Here is a 24,724-nt window from a genome sequence, read left to right as displayed (position 1 = left end):
CGTCGACCGCGCCCGTCAGCCACTCGACTCCACCTCCGTCTCCACCACCGACACCCAGCCCCGCCACCGCTCGACACTCACGCGCAGCCGCGAGGAGGACTCGGTGGTGCCGGACCAGTAGGGGGCGGGCCCCTCCGTGTGCTCCCGCAGGCCGCATTCCGTCAGTGCGTCACGCAGGAGCGACACCTCGTCCGCCGCGACGGACGCGCTGTCGTACTCGGTGACACGCTGCCGGGCCGTGGCCCCCTTGTCGCTGTAGTACTCCGTGCCGTACTGGACCTGGTCCGGCGCCTTCCGACCGGCGTACGCGTACGAGCCCGGGCAGCTGTCGTCGCCACCCACCCGCGGCAGCGGCACGTCCACCATGGCCTCCCCCTCGTCGCCCTTCCAGTGCCACTTCGCGGCCTGCGGCATCTGCTCCGGCGCCAGCAGGCGCACGACACCGCCCACCATGAAGGGGTTCGTCTTCGGCGTGGCCGCGGGCCGGACCTCCCTGCCGTCCCCGCCGCCCGGCAGCATCGCCCACCCCGCCCCCGCCACCAGCGTCGTGACCGCGGCGGCCACAGCGACCCTCCTGCGCGCCGTCCGCCTCGCGCCCCGCTCGCGCAACTGCGCCCCGCTCGGCATCCCTACCGTGACGTCGTCCAGCAGTTCCTCGACCTCAGCCATGGTGGGCCGTCCCTTCCGCGGTGAAAGCAGTCGTGTCGGTCAAGCGCTCCTCCAGCGCCTTGCGGGCCCGGCTCAGCCGGGTGCGGACCGCACCGTTCGAGGCGCCCGTCTCCTGGGCGACCTGCTCCACGGGCAGGTCGAGCAGATGGTGCAGCACCACCGCCCGGCGTTGCTGCGGCGGCAGTTCACGCAGAGCGGCCAGCAAAGCCACCCGGTCCGCGGACAGCCCCGGTACGTCCGCCGCGGCGCCGTGCCTGAGCTGCGCCCGCAGCCGGTTCCGCGTCCTGCGCCAGGTACTGATCGCGAGCCGGGACGCCACCGTCCTGACCCACGGCAGCGGATCCCCCTCCCGCGTCAGCCGCTCCCACCGCTGCCACGCCCGCACATACGCCTCCTGCACCGCGTCCTCCGCCTCCGCCAGATCACCGGTCATCGCGTAGACCGTGGCGACCACGCGCTTCGCGGTGGCGGCGTAGAACGCGTCAAATTCCGCGGCGCGATCTGGATCTCTCGACTGCGTCGTCATCGTCCCCCGTCCGTCCTCAGGTTCTGCTTCTGACCTGGACACGCTCGGCGGCGGTCGGACGTTACACACGAAAAATGGGGGCGCCCGGAACCAACTGGTTCCGGGCGCCCCCATCACGTGCGGCCAAAAGCCGACGCCGAGACTACGCCGCGTGTACGACGTCCTTTTCCTCCGCGAAGTGGCACGCCGACTCGTGTGCTGCCGGGGTGTCCAGGCCCGCGAAACGCTGCGGGATCGCGAGCAGCGGGGTCTCCTCCGCGCACTTCGCCTCCGCCTTCCAGCAGCGGGTGCGGAAGCGGCAGCCGGAGGGGGGGTTGGCCGGGGACGGGACGTCTCCGGTCAGGATGATGCGCTCGCGGCCCTCGCGCGCCTCCGGGTCCGGCACCGGGACAGCCGACAGGAGCGCCTGCGTGTACGGGTGCGTCGGGTGCTCGTAGATCTGCTCGTCCGAGCCGATCTCCGCCATCTTGCCGAGGTACATCACGCCCACGCGGTCCGAGATGTGCCGGACGATCGACAGGTCGTGCGCGATGAAGAGGTAGGAGAGGTTGAACTCGTCCTGCAGCTTCCCCATCAGGTTGATGACCTGGGCCTGGACGGAGACGTCCAGGGCCGAGACCGGCTCGTCGCAGATGATGATCTCGGGGTTGAGGGCCAGACCGCGCGCGATGCCGATGCGCTGGCGCTGACCGCCCGAGAACTGGTGCGGGTAGCGGTTGATGTACTCGGGGTTCAGGCCCACCACGTCCAGGAGGTCCTGGACCTTCTGGCGGCGCGAGCCCTTGGGAGCCACCTCGGGGTGGATCTCGAAGGGCTCCCCGATGATGTCGCCCACCGTCATACGGGGGTTCAGGGACGTGTACGGGTCCTGGAACACCATCTGGATGTTGCGGCGGACCGCCTTCAGGGCGCGCCCCGAAAGCTTGGTGATGTCCTGGCCCTTGTAGAAGACCTCGCCGGCCGTGGCCCGCTCCAGGGTCATCAGGAGCTTGGCGACCGTGGACTTGCCACAGCCGGACTCGCCCACGATGCCGAGCGTCTCGCCCTGGTAGAGGTCGAAGGAGATCCCGTCGACCGCCTTGACCGCGCCGATCTGCTTCTTGATCAGGATGCCCTGGGTCAGCGGGAAGTGCTTCACCAGGTTGCGGACCTGAAGGATCGGCTCGCCGCGCTCCACCGGCGCCTCGATGGCCGCGACGGCCTCCTCGGCGGTGGCCGCGTCGACCGTTTCCACGTCGGAGACGTTCGGGGTGGCGTCGGCGGGCTCGTCCGTCTTCGAGAGCTTCGAAGCCTTCGTCGGCTCAGCCATGGATCGTCTCCTTCCAGAAGTGGCACGCGCTGCCGCGGCCCGGCAGATCCGTGCCGTCCTGCTCCGTCACCGGCACCAGGGCCGGGACGTCCGTACGGCAGATGTCCTGCGCCTTGGGGCAGCGCGGGTTGAAGGCACAGCCGGACGGGATGTGGAGCAGGTTGGGCGGCAGGCCCTTGATCGCGTAGAGCTCCTGGCCCTTCTGGTCGAGCCGGGGAATCGACTCGAGCAGACCGCGCGTGTACGGGTGGGCGGGGCGCTTGTAGAGCTCGTGCACCGGGGCCGTCTCGACGATCCGGCCCGCGTACATGACCGCGATCTTGTCCGCGACGTCGGCGACCACGCCGAGGTCGTGGGTGATCAGGATCAAGCCCATGTTGTACTCGCGCTGCAGATCGGCCAGGAGGTCCATGACCTGCGCCTGGACCGTCACGTCGAGAGCCGTGGTGGGCTCGTCGGCGATGATCAGGTCCGGCTCCAGGGCGAGCGCCATCGCGATCATGATGCGCTGGCGCATACCGCCGGAGAACTGGTGCGGGTAGTCGTTCACCCGCTCCTTGGCGGCCGGGATCTTCACCCGGTCCATCAGCTCGATGGCCTTGGCCTTGGCTTCCTTGCGGCCGAGCCCGTCGTGCACCCGGAACATCTCGCCGAGCTGGTAGCCCACCGAGAGCACGGGGTTGAGCGACGAAAGCGCGTCCTGGAAGATCATGGCGATCTTGCGACCGCGGATCTTCCTGCGCTCCTCGTTGGACATCTTGAGCATGTCCTGGCCGCGGAAGAGGATCTCGCCCTGCGGGATCTTCCCCGGCGGCATGTCGAGGATTCCCATGATCGCCTGAGCGGTCACGGACTTGCCGGAGCCGGACTCACCGAGGACGGCGAGCGTCTCGCCCGCGTCCACGCTGTAGTTGACGCCGTTGACCGCCTTGGCCACGCCCTCACGGGTGTGGAACTCGACGTGCAGGTCCTTGACGTCAAGCAGCCTGCCGCCCTTTTCCTCGCCCGAGCGGGGGGCGGGAACCGAGTCTTCCTTGATGTCGATGCTGGTCATTTACGCCTCCCTCAGCGCAGCTTCGGGTCGAGGGCTTCGCGTACGGCGTCACCCATCATGATGAACGCCAGCACCGTGATACTCAGCATTCCTGCCGGGAAGAACAGCGTGTGCGGGTTGTTCCGGATGTCCTGCGTGGCGTCGGAGATGTCGCCGCCCCAGGAGATGGCGCCGTCACCGAGGCCGAGGCCCAGATACGACAGCGTCGACTCGGCCACGATGTACGTGCCGAGCGAGATGGTCGCCACGACGATCACCGGAGCCAGCGCGTTCGGCAGGATGTGGCGGAACAGGATCCGCTTCGTCCCGGCGCCGAGCGCGCGCGCCGCCACCACGTAGTCGGCGTGCTTGGTCGTGATCACCGCACCGCGCATCACGCGGGCGATCTGCGTCCAGCCCAGGAAGGCGAGGGCGCCCATGACGACCCATACCGTGCGCTCGGTGAAGGCGTTCAGGACGACCATCGCGCCGAGCAGGAACGGGATGCCGAAGAACACGTCGGTGAGCCGGGAGATGAGGCTGTCCCAGAAACCGCCGAAGTAGCCGGCGAGCATGCCGCACAGTCCGCCGAAGAGGGTGACCAGGATGGTCACGCCGACGCCGACGAGGATCGAGTTGCGCGCGCCGTGCACGACACGGGAGTAGATGCTGCGGCCGACCCTGTCGTATCCGAACCAGTCCGCCTGGAAGAAGTGGGTGAGCTCGGGCTTCCCCAGGAAGTGGTTGACCTGGTCGCCGCTGTCCGGGTTGGCGTCGGTGAACAGGCCCGGGAAGGCCGCCACCACCAGCAGGACCACGATCAGGAACGCGGAGATGACGAACAGCGGATTGCGCCGCAGCTCCCGCCACGCGTCGTTCCACAGGCTGCGCGGCTTGCCCGGCGCGGGGCCGGCGGCGATCGCGTCGACGGGTGCGTCCGGCGTCACGGCCTTCTCGTCGGCAGCCGTGGTCTTGGTGAGGTCAGGCATAACGGATCCTCGGGTCCAGGACCGCGTAAAGCAGGTCGACGATCAGGCTGGCTGCGAGGTACACGAGCACCAGGACGGTGACGACACCGACGATGACCGCGCCCTCACGGCGGGCGAGAGCCTGGAAGAGGAGGTTGCCGACGCCCGTCACGTTGAAGATGCCCTCGGTGATGACCGCGCCACCCATCAGGGTGCCGACGTCCGTTCCGAGGTAAGTGACCACGGGGATCAGGGAGTTGCGCAGCAGGTGCCGGGTGATGATGCGCTGGCGCGGCAGGCCCTTGGCCACCGCGGTGCGCATGTAGTCCGCCTGCCGGTTCTCGGCGATCGACGTACGGGTCAGTCTTGCCACGTAGGCGAGGCCGACCATGCCGAGCACGATCGCGGGAACCAGCAGCTGGCCCATGTTCTCGGAGTCCTGGACCGTGGGTGTGATCCACCCCAGCTCATTGCCGAAGAACAGCTGGCACAGCAGACCGACCACGAAGATCGGAACGGAGATCACCAGGAGCGTGAAGAGCGTGACCGTGTTGTCCACGAAGCGGCCGCGCTTGATGCCGGCCAGCACGCCGAGCGTGATCCCGACGATGAGCTCGAACGTCCAGGCCATGGAGGCCAGTCGCATCGAGACCGGGAACGCCTGGGTGATCTCGTCCAGGACGGGCCGGTTGCCGGCGATCGTCTTGCCGAAGTCTCCTTGCAGCAGACCGCCCATGTAATGCAGATACTGCTGCCAGAGCGGCAGATCCAGACCGCGGTCGTGGCGAATCTGCGCCACCTGCGCCGGGTCCGGCGGCTTGTCGCCCCACAGCGCCCTGACCGGGTCGCCGGGGAGCACGTTGACCATGATGAAGATCAACAGGGTTGTCCCGATGAAGACCGGGATCATCTGGAGCAGTCGCCGCGCGACATATCGCCCCATTGGTGCCTCCGTCCAATCCGGAGCCGCCCGAAGCGACGCCCGGGATCGCCGGGCGTCGCTTCGGGGAAATGGCTCCGACGCCTACTTCTCGAAGACCTCGATGTCGGTGAGGACGGGGTCTCCGGCCTGGTCGAACTTGACGTCCTTCACGTTCTTGGAGTACGCGGAGAGCGTCTTGTTGTACCAGAGCGGGATGCCCGGGAACGTCTCTGCCAGGCGCTTCTCAGCCTGCTGGTAGAGCGTCGCGGACTCGTCGATGGTCTTGGCCGCGTCGGCCTTCTTGGTCAGCTCGTCGAACTTCTTGTCCGAGTAGCCGCCCTTGTTGCCGTCGACGCCCGTGCCGTAGAGGTCGGCGAGGAAGTTGCCGTTGAACGGGTAGTCGAGCACCCAGCCCGACCGGTACATCGCCTTGACCTGCTTCTTGTCCCGGACCTCGGTGTCGGCCTGGAAGTCGGTCTTCGGGTCGCCGGTGCACTTCACGCCGGTCGACTTGGTGATGCTGTTGCACACCGCGGTGACCCAGCCCTTGTGGGGCTGGTCGGCGTTGTACTGGATGGTGATCGCGTTGCCGGGAATGCCGCCGCCGTCCTTGACGAACTGCTTGGCCTTCTTCGGGTTGAACTTGCAGAACTCACCGCAGGCGCCGGCCTTGTAGCCCTTGACGCCCTTGGCGACCCAGCCCGTGGCGGACTCACGCGTACCGGCGAAGGTGGTCTTCGCGATGGTGTCGCGGTCGATGGCCATCGACAGGCCCTGGATGACCTTGACGTCGACGTCCTTGAACGCCTTGCTGTAGAACGCCGGGTTGACCGTGTTGATCGCCGAGAAGTCCTGCTCGATGGCGCGGTCGCCGAAGTCCTGCTTGAAGTTCGCGAGCTCGCTGTCCGGGATCAGCGGCATCGTGTCGACGTTGTCCGAGCGCAGGTCGTTGTACGCGGCCTGCGGCGTCGTGTACGCCTTGAAGTTGATGCCGCCGTTCTTCGGCTTGTTGGCACCCTTGTAGCCGGACCACGCGGTCACCTGGACCGACTTCTTGTGGTCCCAGCTCTTGAACTTGTAGGGGCCGTTGCCGACCGGCGCCTCGCCGTACTTCTTCGGGTCCTTCAGCGCTGCCGAGGGCATCGGGTAGAAGGGCGCGTAGACGAGCTTGTACGCGTAGTACGGGATACCCGTGTTCAGCGTGATGGTGAAGGTGTTGTCGTCGACGACCTTCAGGCCCTCCATCGCCTTCGACTTGGCCTTGCCCTTCTCGGGGTGGACCTTGTCGTAGCCGACGATGTCGCGGTACCAGCCACTGTTCTGCTGACCGTTGGCCGGGTCGGCCGCCCAGTTCCAGGCGTCGACGTACGACTTCGCGGTGACGGCTTCACCGTTGTGGAACTTCCAGCCCGACTTCAGCTTGACGGTCCACACCTTGTTCGCGCTGTCGGGGGTGACCGACTCCGCGTTCTCGTAGGTGATGTTGCCCTGCTTGTCGTAGTGGACCAGGCCCGTGAAGAGCGAGTCGATGACGACGCTGCCGTACGCCTCCATGGTGTTGGAAGGCTGCAGGGCGTTCTGCGGCTCGCCGTTGGCGTAGCTGACGATCCCCTTGGGGTCGACCTTGCCACTGTTGCCGCTGTCGCTGTCGCCGCCACCACAGGCCGTTGCCGTCAGCGCCACGACACCCGCTATCGCGACCCACTTGGCGCTCTTGGCACCACGCATGGGGTTCCTCCTCATGAGTCCACTTGTTCACTACAAGAGGGGGTACAAGAAACCGCGCCGACACCCCTGACGGCGCGTAGATCGAAGTACCCCAGTGTGCTCGTGAGTCGGCGCTCCCCACAGCGCGTGACCCATTGACCCGAGCTATACGCGGTCAACTATTAGCCATGAGGTACCGCCCGACCACACTCTTTTGGTCTCGGTTCAATCACACCTGGTGCGTACAACTTCCAAAATCCGGACAAACCGATCCGAGATAGATGGTTGCGAAACGGACGTGTTACACATCTAACGGTCAACGGTGTCCGTATTCCGGACAGATGGTCCAGGAAAACCGGTTGCGGCGGACCGCGCCGGAGGCGACTCGGAGCGACTTCGGGGGCGGCTCTGCGGACGCGCGTAGATGCGCGGAGAGTCGCGGGGGCGGTATGACCCGTCGCCCCCGGGGCCCGGGCCAGCGTAGTGCCCCTGAGGGCCCCGCAAGGGGGTAACCCCGCAGACGCACGGGGGCCGGTCCCCGCCTCTCCCCGGAGGGAAGGGTGGGAACCGGCCCCAGATGCCGAATTCACCGGAAGGCCGCGGCAGTTGCGCCGGGCCCAGGTTTTAACCGGGCTTTGCTCCGACGTCAGCCGTGCTTGGCGCGCGAGGCCGTGCGGCCGCGCTGCTTCTGGTCCAGGACGACCTTGCGGATACGCACGGTCTCCGGGGTCACCTCGATGCACTCGTCGTCGCGGCAGAACTCCAGGGACTGCTCGAGCGAGAGCTTGCGGGCGGGCACGACGTTCTCCGTCGTGTCCGCGGAAGCCGCACGCATGTTGGTGAGCTTCTTCTCCTTGGTGATGTTCACGTCCATGTCGTCGGCGCGCGAGTTCTCGCCGACGATCATGCCCTCGTACACCTCGGTGCCGGCCTCGGTGAAGATGACACCGCGCTCCTGGAGGTTGACCATCGCGAACGGCGTGACCGAACCCGAGCGGTCCGCGACGAGCGAGCCGTTGTGACGGGTGCGCAGGTCGCCGAACCACGGCTCGTGACCCTCGAAGATCGAGTGCGCGATGCCGGTGCCGCGGGTCTGGGTCAGGAACTCCGTGCGGAAGCCGATGAGGCCACGCGACGGAACGATCCACTCCATGCGGATCCAGCCGGAGCCGTGGTTGGTCATCGTCTCCATGCGGCCCTTGCGGGTCGCCATCAGCTGCGTGATGGCGCCGAGGTGCTCCTCGGGCGAGTCGATCGTCATGCGCTCGATCGGCTCGTACGTCTTGCCGTCGATCTGCTTGGTGACGACCTCGGGCTTGCCGACGGTCAGCTCGAAGCCCTCGCGGCGCATCTGCTCGACCAGGATGGCGAGCGCGAGCTCACCACGGCCCTGGACCTCCCAGGCGTCGGGACGCTCGGTGTCCAGGACACGGAGCGAGACGTTACCGATGAGCTCCTTGTCCAGACGGTCCTTCACCTGACGGGCGGTGACCTTGTGGCCCTTGCCGCCCTTGCCGACGAGCGGCGAGGTGTTGGTGCCGATGGTCATGGAGATCGCGGGCTCGTCGACCGTGATCAGCGGGAGCGCGATCGGGTTCTCGGGGTCGGCGAGGGTCTCGCCGATCATGATGTCCGCGATACCGGCGATGGCGCAGATGTCACCGGGTCCTGCCTTCTCGGCGGGCTTGCGGGTGAGCGCCTCGGTCATCATCAGCTCGGTGATGCGGACGTTGGACTGCGAGCCGTCACGCTTGATCCACGTGACGGTCTGGCCCTTGCGCAGCTCGCCCTGCTCGACACGGCACAGCGCGATACGGCCGAGGAAGTTGTCGGCGTCCAGGTTCGTGACGTGCGCCTGGAGGGGCGCGTCCTCGTCGTACTTCGGGGCCGGGACGGTCTCCAGGATCGTGGAGAAGAACGGCTCCAGGTTCTCGCTGTCGGCCGGGACGGTGCCGTCCTCCGGCTTGGTCAGCGAGGCGACGCCGTCACGGGCGCAGGCGTAGACGATCGGGAACTCGATCTGGTCCTCGTCCGCGTCCAGGTCCAGGAAGAGGTCGTACGTCTCGTCGACGACCTCGGCGATGCGGGAGTCCGGACGGTCCGTCTTGTTGATGCAGAGGATCACCGGCATCTTCGCGGCGAGGGCCTTGCGCAGGACGAAGCGGGTCTGGGGCAGCGGACCCTCGGAGGCGTCCACGAGGAGGACGACCGCGTCCACCATCGACAGGCCGCGCTCGACCTCACCACCGAAGTCGGCGTGGCCGGGGGTGTCGATGATGTTGATGGTGATGACGTCGCCGCCATCCTTGGGGTGGTACTTGACGGCCGTGTTCTTGGCCAGGATCGTGATGCCCTTCTCACGCTCCAGGTCGTTCGAGTCCATCATGCGGTCGTCGAGGGACTCTGCCGCATGCGCGGCGAAGGAGCCGGCCTGCTTGAGCATGGCGTCGACCAGGGTGGTCTTGCCATGGTCGACGTGGGCGACGATGGCAACATTACGAATGTCATGGCGCGTGGGCATACGAGCTGCGCTTCTCCCGGGAAGAGTGGATGGCCGCGCGTACGGTCCGGCACGCGTGCCCTGCCGGGCAGAACACGCCACGGCCTCACCCCAGTCTACGTCCCTCACGCGGAGGAGACCTCCGCGGGGGGCTGGCGGGGGGTCTGACCTGGGGTTTCACTGGTCTCGGCCAGGCGCTTGGAGCGTGCGGCGCCGGCTCGCGGTCGTCCGGTCGCGGGCGCGGGGCGGGGTCGGGGAAAAGGGGCAGGGGTGTGCCGGGTCAAGGGGCGGGGACGACCTTGCCCGCCGAGGGGGTCGGCGGGCAAGGGAGTTGAGGGGAATCTGAGCCTGACCTGCGGCGGAGCTACTTCGCCGCGGGCTTTGCGCCCTGCTTCAGGAAGCCCATGTCCTCGTAGTTCGGCACCTGGAACCCGAACGCCCCCGCGTTCGCGAGGTTCGTGCGGGCCGCCATCAGCTGGGGGCGCTGATAGAGGGGAATCGATCCTGCTTCGGCCCAGATGCGGGCGTCCGCCTTCTTGACCAGCGCACGGCTCTCGTCCTCGTCGAGCTCCCCCATCGCCTGGTCGAACAGTTGATCGATGTGATCCGTACCGACCCGCGTGTAGTTCTGCTCGACGTTCAGCGACCCGTCCGCGGCCGGCACCGGCTTGGCGAAGATCGGGCGCGCGTCCGTGGCCGGGAAGGCCGTCGCGGGCCAGGAGTAGAGAGCGAGGTCGTACTGACCGGAAGCGATGTGGTCCTTGAAGTAGCTGTCGTCGGCGACCTTCGCCGTCTCCGTACGGATGCCGATCTTCTCCAGCATCCGCGAGATCCGGTCGGCCACCGTCCGCAGCGACTCCGAGCCCTCCCCGGACGGCAGGACGAAGCGGAGGGTGAGGGGCTTGCCGTCCTTGGCCATGGGGCCGCCCGCCGCAGCGGTCGCGGCCGGCGCCGCGGTCCCCTTGGGGGCGTACGCACCGGGCGCACCACCCTTGGCCGCCTGCTTGTCCGCGCGCTTGTCGGCACGCTTCTCCGCCTGCTGCTTGGCGTGCCCGCCGGGGTCCTTCTTCTTCTCCTTGTCCGCCTCACCGGGAGCCGCGAGGGTATCCGCCTGCCGGGTCAGCGCCGCCCGCTGGTAGGCCGCCGCCGGAGCGGGCGCGAGCACCGAGGTGCCACTGTCGCCCGGCTTCTGGTCGTCCTCGCCGACGACGTACGTGCCGTCGTCACCCGAGTCCCCGTCGGCACCGGAGTCCGAGTCGGAGTCGGATTCGGACTTGGCCTTCTTGGTGTCCGCCTCGCCCCCGGCCGTCTTCCCCTTCGGCTCCTTCAGCGGACCGCCCGGCGTCCACCCCGCGTCGGCCAGCAGCGCCCGCGCCTCCGCGGTGTCCTGGTCGCCGAGGGCCCCGCTGTTGTCCGCGTACGCGTGCTGGCCGGCGAGGGCCAGGTGGCTGCCGACCGGCTCGGCGGGCAGGCCGAGCGGCGCGAGGACCGCCTTGGCGAGCTCCTCGCGGTCGAGGGCCCTGGCCACCGCACGCCGTACCCGGTCGTCGGCGAGCGGGCCCTCGGTGCCGTTGAGGGCGAGCTGGGTGTAGGCCGGTTCGAGGGACTTGCGGACGGTGTAGCCCCGCAGGCCCGACTGTTCGTCGGCGTACTTCTTGATCGCCTTGTCGGTCCGCTTGCGGGCCAGCTGCTCGGAGTCCGCCGCCTCCTCGTCAGAGCCGTGGGCGACCGCCCAGGACCGCAGCGCCTTGGCGGGGGTCAGCTGCGCCTCGGGGCCGTGGCCGAGCGGGCCCTGGACGCCCTTGTCGCGGGCCGCGTTCGTGATGCGCCGGGCCTCGGGGGCCTCGATCTCGGCGAGGTCGACCTTGCCCTCGGCGAGCGCGGCGGCCCGCTTCTCGCGCGGCACCTCCCGCAGCACCAGCTTCGAGAGCTTCGCCGGCCTGCCCCACCAGCGCGGATTGCGCACCAGCGTGACCTCGTCCGCCTTGCTGTCGAAGTCCTGCACCGCGAACGGACCCGCGCTCACCTTGAGCTTGCGCCGCGCGCCGTCGTTGAAGGTGTCGGGAGTGCCCATGACCTCCTTCGGGTACAGCGGCGAGAAGAGCGAACGCCAGTCCGCGTACGGCTTCGCGAAGGTGACCCGCACCTCCAGGTTGTCCGCGCCGCGCTCGATCTTCTCGATGCGGTCGTAGCCCGCGTTGCGTGCCGTCCAGTACGCGCTGTCCTTCCCGGACAGGGCGCGCTGCTGCGCGGCGAAGTCATCGGCGCCGATCTCCCGGCCGTCGCTCCAGACCGCCTGCTGGTTGAGCTTGTAGAGCACCACCTGCTTGGGCTCGCGCTCGACGACCTCCGCGGACTCCAGGAAATCGCTGTTCCGCTGCGCCCTGCCCTGCGCGTCGAGACGGAACATCGACGGCAGGACGGCTCCCGCGATCCGTGACGTGCCCGCGTCCGCGTCCGACTGGAAGGAGTTGAGGGTCTCCGGCATCGACTCGACGGCCCAGTTCATGGTCCCGCCGTCGGCGACGAGATCCCGGGCCGCGGGCGCGATGTCCTGGCCGGCGGTCGGGGAGCCCGCCTCGTCCTGAGAGCTGCAGGCGGCGAGGGCGGGCAGGGCTAGCACGCCCGTGGCGAGGAACACGGCAGATCTCAGTCTGGCGCGGTCTGGGGACATGACGGGTACCTCCGGGGCTCGCCCGGCCGCCCGCTACCAGGACCGGGCCGGGTTTGATCACGTTTGGCGGTATATGGAGCTGATCACATCTATCGATCCACTGAAGGGGACGGGACCCGGCGCACGGGGACGACACGGCGTGGGGGCACCAGATCCCACTCGTGCGGCCCAACCGCGCGTGACCGAGCGTGACGAAGGCCCCGGCCAGCGCCCGAGGCACGGCAACGACGGCGGCGTACACCCCGGCGCATTTCAGCGCGTACGAGCCGGGAATCCCTGCAGATCCCTTCACAAGCCGGGATGTGACGCGCGACACTCGCAGGCGCATGAACGTTGCCGCCGCACCCCTGAAGTGAGGGCAAGTCATGGCTCTGCAGGATGATCTGACGGCTGTTCAGCGATGCGTCGACGATCTGGTCCGCACCGTCGGCAAGCTGGAGCAGCAGGTCGGCGAGGGTTCCCGGGGCGGTCTTGCCGGGATCGACGTGCGCCGCGTCCGCACGGACGCCGACCGTCTGCGCGAAAGCGTCGCGTTCCTGCGCGCCGCGGCCCAGGATCCCGCCGCCGCCCCGGCGAAGCGGCCCGACCTGGTCACCATCCCCGACGCGCCGTACGACAGCTCACTGTGGACGGACTCCGACGACGAGGGCCTCGGCGCGCGCGACCGGCGTGCCCCTTGAGCTGCCGCACCCGCCCCGAGCACCGCCTCGCTGAGCACCGCCTTTCTGAGGACCGCCGATCTGAGGACAAAGGAGTGGAGCCTCGTTGGCCACTGGCACGGAACCCCATCTGAAAAGCGGTCAGGATCCCGGCGGCGTGCGAGCGGCGACGCGCGCCGCGATCAGCGCTGCCCATCTGCGGACCGACCGCTGGTGGCTTGCGCCCGCGGCGACCGCCGCCGGCCTCTTCGCCTTCATCGTCTACTCGACGTGGCGGGCCTTCGCGAACGCTGACTACTACGCGGCGCCCTACGTCTCCCCGTTCTACTCGCCGTGCCTCGCCGAGAACTGCGAGCCGATGCGGTCAGGGCCCAACTGGGAGATCTTCGGCAGCTGGTGGGGCCTCTCCCCCGCCCTGCTCATCCTGATCTTCCCGCTCGGCTTCCGCCTGACCTGCTACTACTACCGCAAGGCCTACTACCGCGGCTTCTGGGCCTCACCGCCCGCCTGCGCGGTGGCGGAGCCGCACAAGAAGTACTCCGGAGAGACCCGTTTCCCGCTCATCCTGCAGAACATCCACCGCTACTTCTTCTACGCGGCGGTTCCGGTGGCGGGCATCCTCACGTACGACACCGTGCTCTCGTTCCGCGATGAGCACTACGAGTGGGGCCACATGGGCCTCGGCACGCTCATCTTCCTGGTCAACATCACGCTGATCTGGGCGTACACCCTCTCCTGCCACTCCTGCCGGCACATCGTCGGCGGCAAGCTCAAGCACTTCTCCAAGCATCCCGTGCGCTACCGCATGTGGCAGTGGGTCGGGAAGCTGAACGCCCGTCACATGCTGCTCGCCTGGGCCTCCTTGGTGAGCGTGGCGCTCGCCGACTTCTACGTGTATCTGATCGCGTCCGGCGTCTTCGACGATCCGAGGTTGTTCTGATGTCTCAAGTGGAGCGGCAGCAGTGGGATGTTGTCGTCGTGGGAGCCGGAGGAGCGGGCCTGCGGGCCGCGATCGAGGCACGTGAGCAAGGCGCCCGTACGGCCGTGATCTGCAAGTCCCTGTTCGGCAAGGCCCATACGGTGATGGCCGAGGGCGGCATCGCCGCCTCCATGGGCAACGTGAACTCCGGCGACAACTGGCAGGTCCACTTCCGCGACACCCTGCGCGGCGGCAAGTTCCTCAACCAGTGGCGGATGGCCGAGCTGCACGCGCGCGAAGCTCCCGACCGCGTCTGGGAGCTGGAGACCTGGGGCGCCCTGTTCGACCGTACGGCGGACGGGCGGATCTCCCAGCGCAACTTCGGGGGGCACGAATACCCCCGTCTCGCGCACGTCGGCGACCGGACCGGACTCGAGCTGATCCGCACGCTCCAGCAGAAGATCGTCTCCCTCCAGCAGGAGGACGAGCGCGAATTCGGCGACTACGAAGCGCGCCTGAAGGTCTTCCAGGAGTGCACGGTCACCCGCGTGCTCAAGGAGGGAGAGCGGGTCAGCGGAACGTTCTGTTACGACCGCGAGTCCGGCCGCTTCTTCGTCCTCGAGGCGCCGAGCGTGGTCCTGGCCACCGGCGGCATCGGCAAGTCCTTCAAGGTGACGTCCAACTCGTGGGAGTACACGGGTGACGGGCACGCGCTCGCGCTGCTCGCCGGGGCGCCCCTCCTGAACATGGAGTTCGTGCAGTTCCACCCGACAGGCATGGTCTGGCCGCCTTCGGTGAAGGGCATCCTGGTCACCGAGTCGGTGCGCGGCGACGGCGGGGTGCTGCGCAACTCCGAGGGCAAGCGGTTCATGTTCGACTACGTACCGGACGTCTTCAAGGAGAAGTACGCCCAGTCGGAGGAGGAGGGCGACCGCTGGTACGAGGACCCCGACCACAACCGCCGCCCCCCTGAGCTGCTGCCCCGCGACGAGGTGGCGCGCGCCATCAACTCCGAGGTGAAGGCGGGTCGCGGCTCACCGCACGGCGGGGTCTTCCTGGACGTCTCCACGCGCATGCCCGCCGAGGTCATCCGGCGCCGACTGCCGTCCATGTACCACCAGTTCAAGGAGCTGGCGGACGTCGACATCACCGCCGAGGCGATGGAGGTCGGGCCGACCTGTCACTACGTGATGGGCGGTATCGCGGTCGAGTCGGACACCGCCGCGGCACGCCGCGTGCCGGGTCTGTTCGCGGCCGGAGAGGTCGCGGGCGGCATGCACGGCTCCAACCGGCTCGGCGGCAACTCCCTCTCCGACCTGCTCGTCTTCGGGCGACGGGCGGGGCTGCACGCGGCGCGGTACGCCTCCGGGCTCACCGGGCCGGGCGCCAGGCCGGTGATCGACGACGTCCAGGTGGACACGGCGGCGGCCGAGGCACTGCGGCCGTTCAGCGCGGAGGGCCCCGAGGACGGGGCGACGCCGGAGAACCCTTACACCCTCCACCAGGAACTCCAGCAGACGATGAACGACCTGGTCGGCATCATCCGCCGCGAGGCGGAGATGGAGCAGGCCCTGGAGAAGCTGGCGGAGCTACGGGTACGGGCACGGCGGGCCGGCGTCGAGGGTCACCGCCAGTTCAACCCCGGCTGGCACCTCGCGCTCGACCTGCGCAACATGCTCCTCGTCAGCGAGTGCGTGGCACGGGCCGCCCTGGAGCGCACGGAGAGCCGCGGCGGCCACACCCGCGAGGACCATCCGGGCATGAACCGCGCATGGCGCCGGGCGAACCTTCTCTGCCAACTCACGGACCCATCGGGCGGGTTGGCGGCGACGGATCCCGTACGCGGCCAGATCGACCTGGTGCGGGTCACCACCGAGCCCATCCGAGACGACCTGCTTGCTCTCTTCGAGAAGGAAGAGCTGGTCAAGTACCTGGCCGAAGAGGAGCTTTTCGAGTGAGTGCCACTACGCCGAGTCCGGGTCCGAGTCCGAGTCCGATTCCGAGTTCTCCCGGTGCTTCCAGTACGTCGTACGACGCCCGGTTCAGGGTCTGGCGCGGGGACGTCGGGGGCGGCGACCTGGAGGACTTCGAGGTCGAGGTCAACGAAGGCGAGGTCGTCCTCGACATCATCCACCGCCTCCAGGCGACCCAGGCCCCCGACCTGGCGGTGCGCTGGAACTGCAAGGCGGGCAAGTGCGGTTCGTGCTCGGCGGAGATCAATGGCCGGCCGCGGCTGATGTGCATGACGCGGATGTCGGTGTTCGACCGCGAGGACGTCATCACGGTGACGCCGCTGCGGGCCTTTCCCGTGGTGCGGGACCTGGTGACGGACGTCGGCTTCAACTACACGAAGGCACGGGAGGTACCCGCCTTCGTGCCGCCGGAGGGCCTCGGTCCGGGCGAGTACCGCATGCAGCAGGCGGACGTGGACCGCTCCCAGGAGTTCCGCAAGTGCATCGAGTGCTTCCTGTGCCAGGACACGTGCCATGTGGTGCGCGACCACGAGGAGAACAAGGCGGCCTTCGCCGGGCCGCGCTTTCTGATGCGGGTCGCGGAGCTGGACATGCACCCGCTGGACGCGGCCGCGGAGAGCGGCCTCGACCGGAAACGGACCGCGCAGGACGAGCACGGGCTCGGGTACTGCAACATCACCAAGTGCTGTACGGAGGTGTGCCCCGAGGGCATCAAGATCACGGACAACGCGTTGATTCCCTTGAAGGAGCGCGCGGTTGACCGGAAGTACGATCCGCTGGTCTGGCTCGGGGACAAGATTCGGCGGCGGGGAGAGAAGTGACGTAGGCCTGGGGGATCTGGGGGTAATCCCCCAGGCCGAAGACTCGAGATTTCCCCCATGGTCACGGGGCCGGGGCGAGATCAGCATGGAGGCATGAACTCTTCCTCGGCTGTGACTCGTTCGGCTTCGCGCTCAGCTTCGCGTTCGGCCGTGACCCGGCGTTCGGTGCTCGGTCTCGCGGCGGCCGGTCTGGCGGCGGCGACGCTGGCCGCCGCCCCGGCCCCCGCGCAGGCCGGGCCCGCGCAGGCCCGGCCCGTGAATGGTCAGGCGCAGCTTCCCGCGCCCACGGGACCGCACCGGATCGGCACGGTGTCGACCCGCGTCGTCGACACCTCACGGCACGATCCCTGGGTGGAATCCGTGCCGTACCGGGAGCTGATCATCAGCGTCTGGTATCCGGCGGCGGGCAGGGCGGGCGGCGCGGCCGGACATCGCCTCGCTCCGTACATGACGCCGGGAGCGGCGGATCGCTGGAACGCCACAGCGCCCCACGGCATACCGAAGGACGCGATCGACTTCGCCGCCCTACGCACGCACGCACGGGAGGGAGCGCCGGCCGACACGAGCGGGGGCCGCCGCCCGGTCCTGCTGTACGCGGCGGGTGCCAACGACCCACGCACGTGGGGGACTTCAGCGGTGGAGGAGCTCGCGAGCCACGGCTATGTGGTGGTGACGATCGACCACACCTACGAGGCGCCGGGCGTGCAGTTCCCCGACGGCTCGGTCAAGGACGACGCCCCGCTCCGTGCGGCACTGGCGGAAGCGGAACAGAACGAAGCACTGCCCGCGCTCCTCAAGAAGGTCCTGGACGTCCGGGTGGCCGACTCGAAGTTCGTCATCGACCGCCTCGGCGCGCTGCCGAACGGCCTCTCCAAGGTCGTGGACCGCGAGCGGGTCGGCATGTTCGGCCAGTCCGCGGGCGGCATCGCGGCAGCCGAGACCATGTACGAGGACGACCGGGTCAAGGCGGGCATCAACATGGACGGCACCCTGGAGAACAACCCCGAGCCGAACGGCACGCATCTGACGCCGGTGGCCCGGCACGGCCTGAGCGGCCCGTTCCTCCTCATGGGCCGACAGGGCAGTGACCGTACGACGGAGCCGTCGTGGCGCGCGTTCTGGTCCCACTCGACCGGCTGGAAGCGGAACCTGACCTTGCGGGGCTCCATGCACCAGACGTACACGGACCTCGCCGCGCTGCTCCCGCAGGCCGGGGTGGACGAGAAGGTGATCGAGGAACACATAGGCACGGTCGACCCGGGCCGCGCGGTGGCAGCGCAACGGGCGTACACGACGTCGTTCTTCGACCGATGGCTGCGAGACCAGGACGATCACCTGCTGGACGGACCGTCGGGGAAGTACCCGGAGGTGGAGTTCGCGGGGTGAGGCGCTTGAGGCACGGTCTCGCTGCGCGGGGTGCGGGAGGCGGCTTACGCTCCCGGGATGGGGACGACTGATCGATTGCTCGGCTCGGGTCGCACCGCGGATGTCTTCGCGCTGGACGACACATGGGTGCTGCGCCGCTACCGGGACGGGGCCGACGCGACGGATGAGGCCGCCGTCATGACGTATCTGTCGGAGCACGGGTATCCCGTGCCGCGGGTGCGTCCGGCCGAGCCCGGGGCGCCGAGCACCGACCTGGTCATGGGGCGGCTCGTGGGGCCGACCATGGCGGAGGCCGCGATGCGGGGCGCGATCACGCCGGAGGAAGCGGCGGTGATCCTCGCCCGGTTGCTGCACACGCTGCACGCCCTGCCGGCCCGCTCATCCACCTCGCCCACGGACCACGTCCTGCACCTCGACCTCCACCCGGAGAACGTGATCCTCACGCCGGAGGGCCCCGTGGTGATCGACTGGACCACCTCGGAGGAGGGCGCGCCCGGACTCGACTGGGCGATGTCGGCGCTGATCCTCGCGGAGGTCGCGGTGAGCGGCAGGCCCGAGGCGACGGGGTCACGCATCGCCCTGGCCACCCTCCTGACGGACGCGGCGATCGACGTGAGGGCCACGGCCGACACCCACCTCGCGGAGGCGCGCGCACGACGGGCGGCGAATCCCACGCTGGGGGCGGACGAGGTGCGGTGGCTGGAGGCGGCGGTGGAACTGGTGCTGGCGTAGAGCCGGTGTCGGTGCCGGGTCGGTGTCGGTGCCCGTGCCGGTGTCGGTGCCGGTTTCGGTGTAGAGCCGGTACTCGTACGGGCGTACTGCTGGGCGGTGCTGTGGCATCACAGGGCACTGGAGGCACCGGTCGTGCTCCCGGTCGCGCACGTCCGAAGACGGTCATACGCTCCCAAATGTGACGCCGCCCTCGCACATGGCCGTGCGGGCGACAGCGGCAGCCACCGCACTGCTCGCGTGGTGCCTGCTGCTCCTGTCCGCCCCCGTGGCACTCGCCGCCCCGGCCGATGATCCGGTCACGCTCTCCCGTGACGGCCAGATCACCGACAAGGTGGGCGCCCTCGGTGACCGCGAGGGTGCCACCGAGCGGGCGCTCGACCAGCTCTACGCCGACCGCGGCCTCCAGCTCTTCGTCGTCTACGTGCGCGACTTCTCCGGTCGCGGCGCGCAGGACTGGACGGACGCCACGGCCGAGCGGAACGGGCTCGGCCTGGACGACCTGCTGCTCGCCGTGGCCACGCACGACCGCCAGTACGCCTACTCCGCCGACGTCGGCGGACGGCTCACCGAGGAGCAGCTCCGGGACGTCGCGACCACCGCGATCAAGCCCGCCCTGCGGCAGAACGACTGGGCAGGGGCCGCCATCGGTGCCGCCGACGGTTACAGCGCGGTGCTCTCCGGCCGGCCCGTCCCCACCCCGGCCATCACCCCGGGAGCCGCCGACCCGGGAGGCGGCGGCAGTGGTGACGAGACGGCGGCCGGTGACCTCGTGCTGCCGATCGTGGTGGTCGGCGGCGCGGGCGCCCTGGCGGCGGTGGCGTACGGGCGGCGGAAGAAGCGCAGCACCACGCGTACGACGCCCGGTGGGGGCGGCTGGGGCAAGGGAGCGGCGGGCGTGCAGCAGACGACGCTCCCCGAACTCGACAAGCGGAGCAAGCAGCTCCTGGTGGAGACCGACGACGCGATCCGCACCAGTGCGGAGGAACTCGGTTTCGCCACCGCGCAGTTCGGCGACGAGGCGGTGCGGCCCTTCACGGACGCCCTCGCGTACGCGCGTGCCGAGCTGACCACGGCCTTCAAGCTGCGCCAGCAGCTGGACGACGCCTACCCGGAGGACGACACGACCCGGCGCACGATGCTGGACGAGATCATCGCGCGCTGCACCGAGGCCGGCCGCCGCCTCGACGCGGAGGCCGCGGGCTTCGACCAGCTGCGCGCACTCGAACGCGACGTGGCGGGGGCCCTGAACCACGCCGAGCAGATCTTCCGGGACGTCACGGGCCGCACCACCGCGGCCGAGACCACCCTCGGCACGATCCGCGAACGGTACGCGCCGTCCGCGTCGGCGCCCGTGCTCGGCCACGTCGAGCAGGCCAAGGACCGGCTCGTGTTCGCCACGACCCACCTGAACGAGGCCCGTCAGGCCATCGACGCGCGCGACAACGGCAAGGCCGCCGTCCACCTGCGTGCCGCCGAGGGCGCCGTCGACCAGGCAGCCACCTTCGTGGACGCCGTCGAGCGCCTCGCCGCCGAGCTTGCGCTGGCCGCGGAGAAGCTGCCCGCCGCGCTCACCGAGACGGAGACCGACCTCGCCGAGGCGCGCGGCCTCCTCGAAGGCACCGGGGCGCGGGCCTCCACGGCCGATCTGCACGGCCGTATCGCCCGTGCGGAGACGGTGGTCTCCGAGGTCCGCAAGGCGATGGCGGCGGGCCCGCACGACCCGATCGACGCCCTGCGCCGGGTGGAGGAGGCCGACACGGTCCTGGACGAGTCCCTCAAGGGCGCCCGCGAACGCGAGGTCACGAGCCGCCGCGCCGCGGCCCTCCTCGGTCAGGCCCTGCTCACCGCGCGCAGCGCCGTGGGAACGGCGGCGGACTTCATCGACACCCACCGGGGCGGGGTGGGCAGCGAGGCGAGGACCCGCCTGGCCGAGGCTCAGCGGCACCTCTCGGGCGCGGAGGCCGCCCAGGACACCGACGCCCCCGCCGCGCTCGCCGAGGCCCAGCAGGCCGACGCCCAGGCCCGCCAGGCCCAGCAGCTCGCCGAGCGAGACGTACGCGGCTACGGCAACCCCTACGGAGGAGGCGTCGGCGGGCGCGGCGGCGGCATGGGCGGCGCGGTCCTCGGCGGCATCATCCTCGGCGAGCTCTTCGGCGGCATGGGCCGAGGAACGGGCGGCGGAGGCGGCGGCTTCGGAGGGAGCGGCTTCGGCGGAGGCGGCCCCGGAAGCTTCGGCGGCGGGGGAACCCGGGGGCGGATGGGCGGAGGCGGAAGGTTCTGAGACTCGCCCGCCCAAGCACCCAAGCCTCTCCCACCGCCCCACCTGTATCCCTCCCGTGTCCCTCCCACCGCCCCTCCCTCAACCCTCATAAGAAGGAGCCAGCATGACGAAGCAGACGATCCTCGGGCGCGTGGCGCAGCTCGCCAAGGCCAACATCAACTCCCTCCTGGACCAGGCCGAGGACCCGCAGAAGATGCTCGACCAGTTGATCCGCGACTACACGAACAACATCCGGGAGGCGGAGGAGGCGGTCGCGACCACCATCGGCAATCTGCGGATGCTGGAACTGGACCACAAGGAGGACCAGGACGCGGCGGCCGAATGGGGCTCCAAGGCGGTCGCCGCCAGCAAGAAGGCGGACGAACTGCGCTCGGGCGGAAGCGACGTGGAGGCCGACAAGTTCGACGGCCTCGCCAAGGTCGCGCTGCAGCGGCAGTTGCAGTCCGAGCGGGAGGCCAAGGACGCCGAGCCGACGATCGCCTCCCAGACCGAGGTCGTCGACAAGTTGAAGTCCGGTCTCGACCAGATGAAGATCAAGCTGACCGAGCTGCAGTCGAAGCGCGATCAGCTGGTCGCCCGCGCCAAGACCGCGCAGGCGCAGAACCAGATGATGGACGCCGCGCAGAGCATCGATGTCCTCGACCCGGCGAGCGAGTTGAGCCGCTTCGAGGACAAGGTGCGCCGCGAGGAGGCCAGGGCGCTGGGCAAGCAGGAACTCGCCGCGTCCTCCCTCGACGCGCAGTTCGAGCAGCTGGACAGCCTGGGCGACACGGCGGAGGTCGAAGCCCGCCTCGCCGCCCTCAAAGCCACCACATGACCCCGTAGGCGTACTCAGAACAGGCTGAGCAGCGCCTCCGCCGCGTCCATCGGCTGCACCCCGCTGTCCGGCAACGGCATCTCGAACCACACCGTCTTGCCGCGCGGCGTCCTGCGCGAGCCCCAGGCGGCGCTCAGCAGGCCGACCAGCTGCAGCCCGCGACCGCCCTCGTCCGTGTCACGCGCCCGGCGGCGGCGCGGCTGGACGAGCCCCGCGTCCCACACCTCGCACACCAGGGTGCGGTCGAGCAGGAGCCGCACCCGGATGTCGCCCTCGCCGTACCGCAGGGCGTTGGTGACCAGTTCACTGACCAGCAGTTCGGTCGTGTCGCAGAGGGGGTCCAGGTCCCAGGAGCGCAGCTGCGCGCAGGCCAGTTCGCGGGCCCGGCCCACCGACTTCGGGTCGCGCTCCAGCGTCCAGTCACCGACGGCTTCGGCCGGCAGACCCTGGATGCGGGCCATGAGGAGCGCGATGTCGTCCTCTCCGTGGTGGGTGTCGAGGGTGTTCAGGACGTGGTCGCAGACGTCCTCGAGGGCGGGCGCGGGGTCGTCGAGCGCCCGTACGAAGGCGTTCAGGCCCTCGTCGAGGGGGTGGTCGCGGGATTCGACGAGGCCGTCCGTGTAGAGCGCGAGCAGGGCGCCCTCGGGCAGTTCGACCTCGACCTCCTCGAAGGGCTCGCCGCCGACGCCGAGCGGCATGCCGGGCGGCACGTCGAGCATGAGCGGCGATTCGCCGGGTTCGACGAGCACGGGCGGCAGGTGTCCCGCGTTGGCGAAGGTGACGCGGCGCGTGACGGCGTCGTAGACCGCGTAGACGCACGTGGCGAGGTAGACCTCGGAGAGGTCCGTCTCGCTCGCGGAGCGCGTCTGGCGGGCCGCTCGGGTGGCCTGCTGGGTGCCCGAGGGGTCGCCGAGGCCGCGGGCGATCTCGTCGAGCGCGGAGAGCACCTCGGCGGGCTCCAGGTCCAGGAGCGCCAAGGTGCGTACGGCGGTGCGCAGTTCGCCCATGGCGACGGCGGCGCGCAGGCCGCGTCCCATGACGTCGCCGACGACCAGCGCGGTGCGGTGGCCCGGCAGTTCGATGACGTCGAACCAGTCGCCGCCCACCTCGGTGGCCGCGTTGCCCGGCAGATAACGGCAGGCGATGTCCAGTCCTGACGCCTCGGGGTCGTCGGGCGGGAGCAGGGACCGTTGCAGTATCAGCGCGCGTTCGTGCTCGCGGCGGTAGAGGCGGGCGTTGTCGATGCAGACGGCGGCCCGTGCGGCGAGCTCGACGGCGAGGGCGCGATCTCGCTCTCCGAAGGGCTCGCTCCCCTTCGTGCGGGAGAACTGGGCGAGGCCGACGACGGTGTCGTGGGCGACCATCGGCACCGCGAGCGTCGACTGGACGAGCCCGCCGGTGAGCCTGCTCGCGGAGCCGTCGTCGGCCGCCGAGACGAGCCTGGGCCGTGCCGTGCGCAGGGCGTCGGCGCAGGGGGATGTGAAGCCGAAGCGGTGCACGGCGCCCACGTCGACGGGGTGGCCGCCGTCCGGGAAGGGCGCGTCGGCGACGGCGCTCGCGAAGGCCACGCGGCGCAGCTCGGCGCTCCCGTCGGCGAGGCCGGGAGGTGTCTCGTCGCCGTCGAGCAGCCCTTGGTAGAGGTCCACGGAGGCGAGGTCGCAGAAGCCGGGGACGGTGACGTCGAGCAGTTCGCGCGCGGTCGTCTCCAGGTCCAGGGAGTTGCCTATCCGGGCGCCCGCTTCGTTGAGCAGGGCGAGGTTGCGGCGGGCGTGGGCGGCCTCGCGGGCGGCGGCGTGCCGCCGGGTGACGTCGGTGCCGAGGCCGGCGATGCCTATGGGGCGGCCCGAACCGCTGTGCACGCGGTAGAGGTTGATCGACCAGTGGCGGCGGTCGTTGCTGCCGGGGGCGGGGCCGACGATCTGCATGTCCGTGACGGCGTCGCCGGTCTCCAGGACCCGCTTGAGGGCGGCGGCCATGCGGTCGGCCTCGTGGCGCGGCAGATAGTCGTGGACCGTGCGGCCTCGGTGGTCCTCGACGCCGCCCCCGAAGACCGCGGCGAAGCGGCGGTTGGCCCGCTGCACCTTCAGGTCGGTGCCGAACAACAGGAACCCGAAGGGAGATTGGCCGAAAATGGCCTGCGACGCGGCGAGGTCGGTCTCGATCTGCCGCAGCGCCCGTACGTCGACGACGATGCAGACGGCGGCGCGATCGCCCTCCTCGGTCTCGGTCGGCATCACATAGACCTCGGCGATGCCTTCGGAGCCTTTGAAGGAGCCTGCGCCGGACCCGCCAGGCCCATCGAACCCGTCAGTCAGGCCGGACCCGTCAGGCCCGTCGGCCCGCGCGGGCGTCCGGAAGGGGACGGATCCGGTCCACTCCCTGCCGTCCAGGATCTCCGCCATCTTGCGGTGCCCGCTGCTGCGCAGCTCGGCCGGGACGAACGCCTCGATCGGGTCCCTGCCCACGGCGTCGTCGGCGGCCACTCCGAACAGCCGCTCGGCACGCAGGCTCCACTGGTCGATGAGACCGTCGGGGCCGATCGAGAACGAGGCCACCTTGATGTAGTCATAGATGGAACCGGGTGGACTGCTCTGCCACATCACGTCATCCGCAGCTTCGCCCCTGGCGTCGCCCGACGGCCCGTCCTGCTCCGTCGCCTTCGCTGGTATCTCGCTCACGCGAACCGTCCCCTCCAGCTCACCACGTCCGGCACCGGTCACCGGATGCGGCTGCCCGCAGTATCCAGCACTACGGAGCCATGCCACACGGCGTTCACGATCACAGCACGGACTCAACCCTTTTTGGCCCGTGACCGTCTTGTGTCCGTC

The 24,724-nt window shown here is 69.6% G+C and carries 18 protein-coding genes; 8 read left to right on the top strand and 10 right to left on the bottom strand.

The genetic code is table 11. The features are described from left to right. Nucleotides 1-15: 15 nt before the first annotated feature. From AB0M70_RS14930 to AB0M70_RS14890, 9 genes are all read right to left on the bottom strand, one after another. The gene (locus tag AB0M70_RS14930) at nt 16-669 is read right to left on the bottom strand and encodes a hypothetical protein (RefSeq protein ID WP_365820192.1); all 654 of its coding nucleotides are present in this window, start codon (nt 667-669) and stop codon (nt 16-18) included. Further along, a complete protein-coding gene (locus AB0M70_RS14925) occupies nt 662-1,195 on the bottom strand; it encodes a SigE family RNA polymerase sigma factor (protein WP_365820190.1) in 534 nt (177 codons plus the stop codon). Before AB0M70_RS14925 ends, AB0M70_RS14930 begins: the two co-directional genes overlap by 8 nt. Before the next feature lie 142 nt (nt 1,196-1,337). Further along, nucleotides 1,338-2,504 (bottom strand): dipeptide ABC transporter ATP-binding protein, encoded by a 1,167-nt coding sequence (locus tag AB0M70_RS14920; RefSeq protein WP_365820188.1) that lies wholly within the window; start codon nt 2,502-2,504, stop codon nt 1,338-1,340. Then, the gene (locus AB0M70_RS14915) at nt 2,497-3,558 is read right to left on the bottom strand and encodes an ABC transporter ATP-binding protein (RefSeq protein ID WP_365820186.1); all 1,062 of its coding nucleotides are present in this window, start codon (nt 3,556-3,558) and stop codon (nt 2,497-2,499) included. The genes AB0M70_RS14920 and AB0M70_RS14915 overlap by 8 nt, the downstream gene beginning before the upstream one ends. 11 nt (nt 3,559-3,569) lie before the next feature. After that, nucleotides 3,570-4,526, bottom strand: coding sequence for an ABC transporter permease (locus AB0M70_RS14910; protein ID WP_365820184.1), 957 nt, complete (start codon nt 4,524-4,526; stop codon nt 3,570-3,572). Beyond that, nucleotides 4,519-5,448 (bottom strand): ABC transporter permease, encoded by a 930-nt coding sequence (locus AB0M70_RS14905; protein WP_360767861.1) that lies wholly within the window; start codon nt 5,446-5,448, stop codon nt 4,519-4,521. Before AB0M70_RS14905 ends, AB0M70_RS14910 begins: the two co-directional genes overlap by 8 nt. An 81-nt stretch (nt 5,449-5,529) precedes the next feature. Further along, a complete protein-coding gene (locus AB0M70_RS14900; RefSeq protein WP_365820182.1) occupies nt 5,530-7,155 on the bottom strand; it encodes an ABC transporter substrate-binding protein in 1,626 nt (541 codons plus the stop codon). 625 nt (nt 7,156-7,780) lie between these two features. Then, on the bottom strand, nt 7,781-9,655 hold the full coding sequence (typA, locus tag AB0M70_RS14895) for a translational GTPase TypA (protein WP_365820180.1): 1,875 nt from the start codon (nt 9,653-9,655) through the stop codon (nt 7,781-7,783). 343 nt (nt 9,656-9,998) lie between these two features. Beyond that, a complete protein-coding gene (locus AB0M70_RS14890; protein WP_365820178.1) occupies nt 9,999-12,308 on the bottom strand; it encodes an ABC transporter family substrate-binding protein in 2,310 nt (769 codons plus the stop codon). 365 nt (nt 12,309-12,673) lie between these two features. On the opposite strand from AB0M70_RS14890, the gene AB0M70_RS14885 reads away from it, so the two are divergent. The 8 genes from AB0M70_RS14885 (at nt 12,674) to AB0M70_RS14850 (ending at nt 21,896) form a co-directional block, all read left to right on the top strand. Next, nucleotides 12,674-12,988, top strand: coding sequence for a hypothetical protein (locus AB0M70_RS14885; RefSeq protein ID WP_365820175.1), 315 nt, complete (start codon nt 12,674-12,676; stop codon nt 12,986-12,988). 85 nt (nt 12,989-13,073) lie between these two features. Continuing rightward, nucleotides 13,074-13,907, top strand: a complete 834-nt coding sequence (locus AB0M70_RS14880; RefSeq protein ID WP_365820173.1) for a hypothetical protein — start codon at nt 13,074-13,076, stop codon at nt 13,905-13,907. Continuing rightward, nucleotides 13,907-15,844 (top strand): fumarate reductase/succinate dehydrogenase flavoprotein subunit, encoded by a 1,938-nt coding sequence (locus tag AB0M70_RS14875; protein WP_365820171.1) that lies wholly within the window; start codon nt 13,907-13,909, stop codon nt 15,842-15,844. The genes AB0M70_RS14880 and AB0M70_RS14875 overlap by 1 nt, the downstream gene beginning before the upstream one ends. Nucleotides 15,845-15,882: 38 nt before the next feature. Further along, nucleotides 15,883-16,680: a succinate dehydrogenase/fumarate reductase iron-sulfur subunit gene (locus AB0M70_RS14870; protein WP_365820679.1), complete on the top strand. Its 798-nt coding sequence runs from the start codon at nt 15,883-15,885 to the stop codon at nt 16,678-16,680. A 150-nt stretch (nt 16,681-16,830) separates the two neighbouring features. After that, nucleotides 16,831-18,066 carry a hydrolase gene (locus AB0M70_RS14865; protein ID WP_365820169.1) on the top strand — a complete coding sequence of 412 codons (1,236 nt, stop codon included), beginning with the start codon at nt 16,831-16,833 and terminating at the stop codon, nt 18,064-18,066. Nucleotides 18,067-18,123: 57 nt separating this feature from the next. Further along, nucleotides 18,124-18,798, top strand: a complete 675-nt coding sequence (locus AB0M70_RS14860) for a phosphotransferase (RefSeq protein ID WP_365820168.1) — start codon at nt 18,124-18,126, stop codon at nt 18,796-18,798. A gap of 196 nt (nt 18,799-18,994) precedes the next feature. Beyond that, nucleotides 18,995-21,079 (top strand): TPM domain-containing protein, encoded by a 2,085-nt coding sequence (locus AB0M70_RS14855; RefSeq protein WP_365820678.1) that lies wholly within the window; start codon nt 18,995-18,997, stop codon nt 21,077-21,079. Between the two features lie 103 nt (nt 21,080-21,182). Continuing rightward, complete coding sequence (locus tag AB0M70_RS14850; protein WP_365820166.1) at nt 21,183-21,896, top strand: PspA/IM30 family protein; 714 nt, start codon at nt 21,183-21,185, stop codon at nt 21,894-21,896. 14 nt (nt 21,897-21,910) lie between these two features. Here the strand turns inward: AB0M70_RS14850 and AB0M70_RS14845 are convergent, their stop codons facing one another. Then, on the bottom strand, nt 21,911-24,574 hold the full coding sequence (locus AB0M70_RS14845) for a SpoIIE family protein phosphatase (protein ID WP_365820164.1): 2,664 nt from the start codon (nt 24,572-24,574) through the stop codon (nt 21,911-21,913). Between the last annotated feature and the right edge of the window lie 150 nt (nt 24,575-24,724).

It is taken from the genome of Streptomyces sp. NPDC051214, from assembly GCF_040682375.1.
GTDB lineage: Bacteria > Actinomycetota > Actinomycetes > Streptomycetales > Streptomycetaceae > Streptomyces.
Note: the sequence above shows the minus strand (reverse complement) of the source record. Positions and strands in the feature narration are given on the sequence as shown.

Bases quoted from the DNA above. Each gene is read 5' to 3' on its own strand.
- typA (WP_365820180.1), bottom strand. From the start codon at position 9,655: ATGCCCACGCGCCATGACATTCGTAATGTTGCCATCGTCGCCCACGTC.
- AB0M70_RS14905 (WP_360767861.1), bottom strand. From the start codon at position 5,448: ATGGGGCGATATGTCGCGCGGCGACTGCTCCAGATGATCCCGGTCTTC.
- AB0M70_RS14885 (WP_365820175.1), top strand. From the start codon at position 12,674: ATGGCTCTGCAGGATGATCTGACGGCTGTTCAGCGATGCGTCGACGAT.
- AB0M70_RS14930 (WP_365820192.1), bottom strand. From the start codon at position 669: ATGGCTGAGGTCGAGGAACTGCTGGACGACGTCACGGTAGGGATGCCG.
- AB0M70_RS14855 (WP_365820678.1), top strand. From the start codon at position 18,995: ATGGCCGTGCGGGCGACAGCGGCAGCCACCGCACTGCTCGCGTGGTGC.
- AB0M70_RS14910 (WP_365820184.1), bottom strand. From the start codon at position 4,526: ATGCCTGACCTCACCAAGACCACGGCTGCCGACGAGAAGGCCGTGACG.
- AB0M70_RS14860 (WP_365820168.1), top strand. From the start codon at position 18,124: ATGGGGACGACTGATCGATTGCTCGGCTCGGGTCGCACCGCGGATGTC.
- AB0M70_RS14920 (WP_365820188.1), bottom strand. From the start codon at position 2,504: ATGGCTGAGCCGACGAAGGCTTCGAAGCTCTCGAAGACGGACGAGCCC.
- AB0M70_RS14925 (WP_365820190.1), bottom strand. From the start codon at position 1,195: ATGACGACGCAGTCGAGAGATCCAGATCGCGCCGCGGAATTTGACGCG.
- AB0M70_RS14850 (WP_365820166.1), top strand. From the start codon at position 21,183: ATGACGAAGCAGACGATCCTCGGGCGCGTGGCGCAGCTCGCCAAGGCC.
- AB0M70_RS14875 (WP_365820171.1), top strand. From the start codon at position 13,907: ATGTCTCAAGTGGAGCGGCAGCAGTGGGATGTTGTCGTCGTGGGAGCC.
- AB0M70_RS14890 (WP_365820178.1), bottom strand. From the start codon at position 12,308: ATGTCCCCAGACCGCGCCAGACTGAGATCTGCCGTGTTCCTCGCCACG.
- AB0M70_RS14900 (WP_365820182.1), bottom strand. From the start codon at position 7,155: ATGCGTGGTGCCAAGAGCGCCAAGTGGGTCGCGATAGCGGGTGTCGTG.
- AB0M70_RS14915 (WP_365820186.1), bottom strand. From the start codon at position 3,558: ATGACCAGCATCGACATCAAGGAAGACTCGGTTCCCGCCCCCCGCTCG.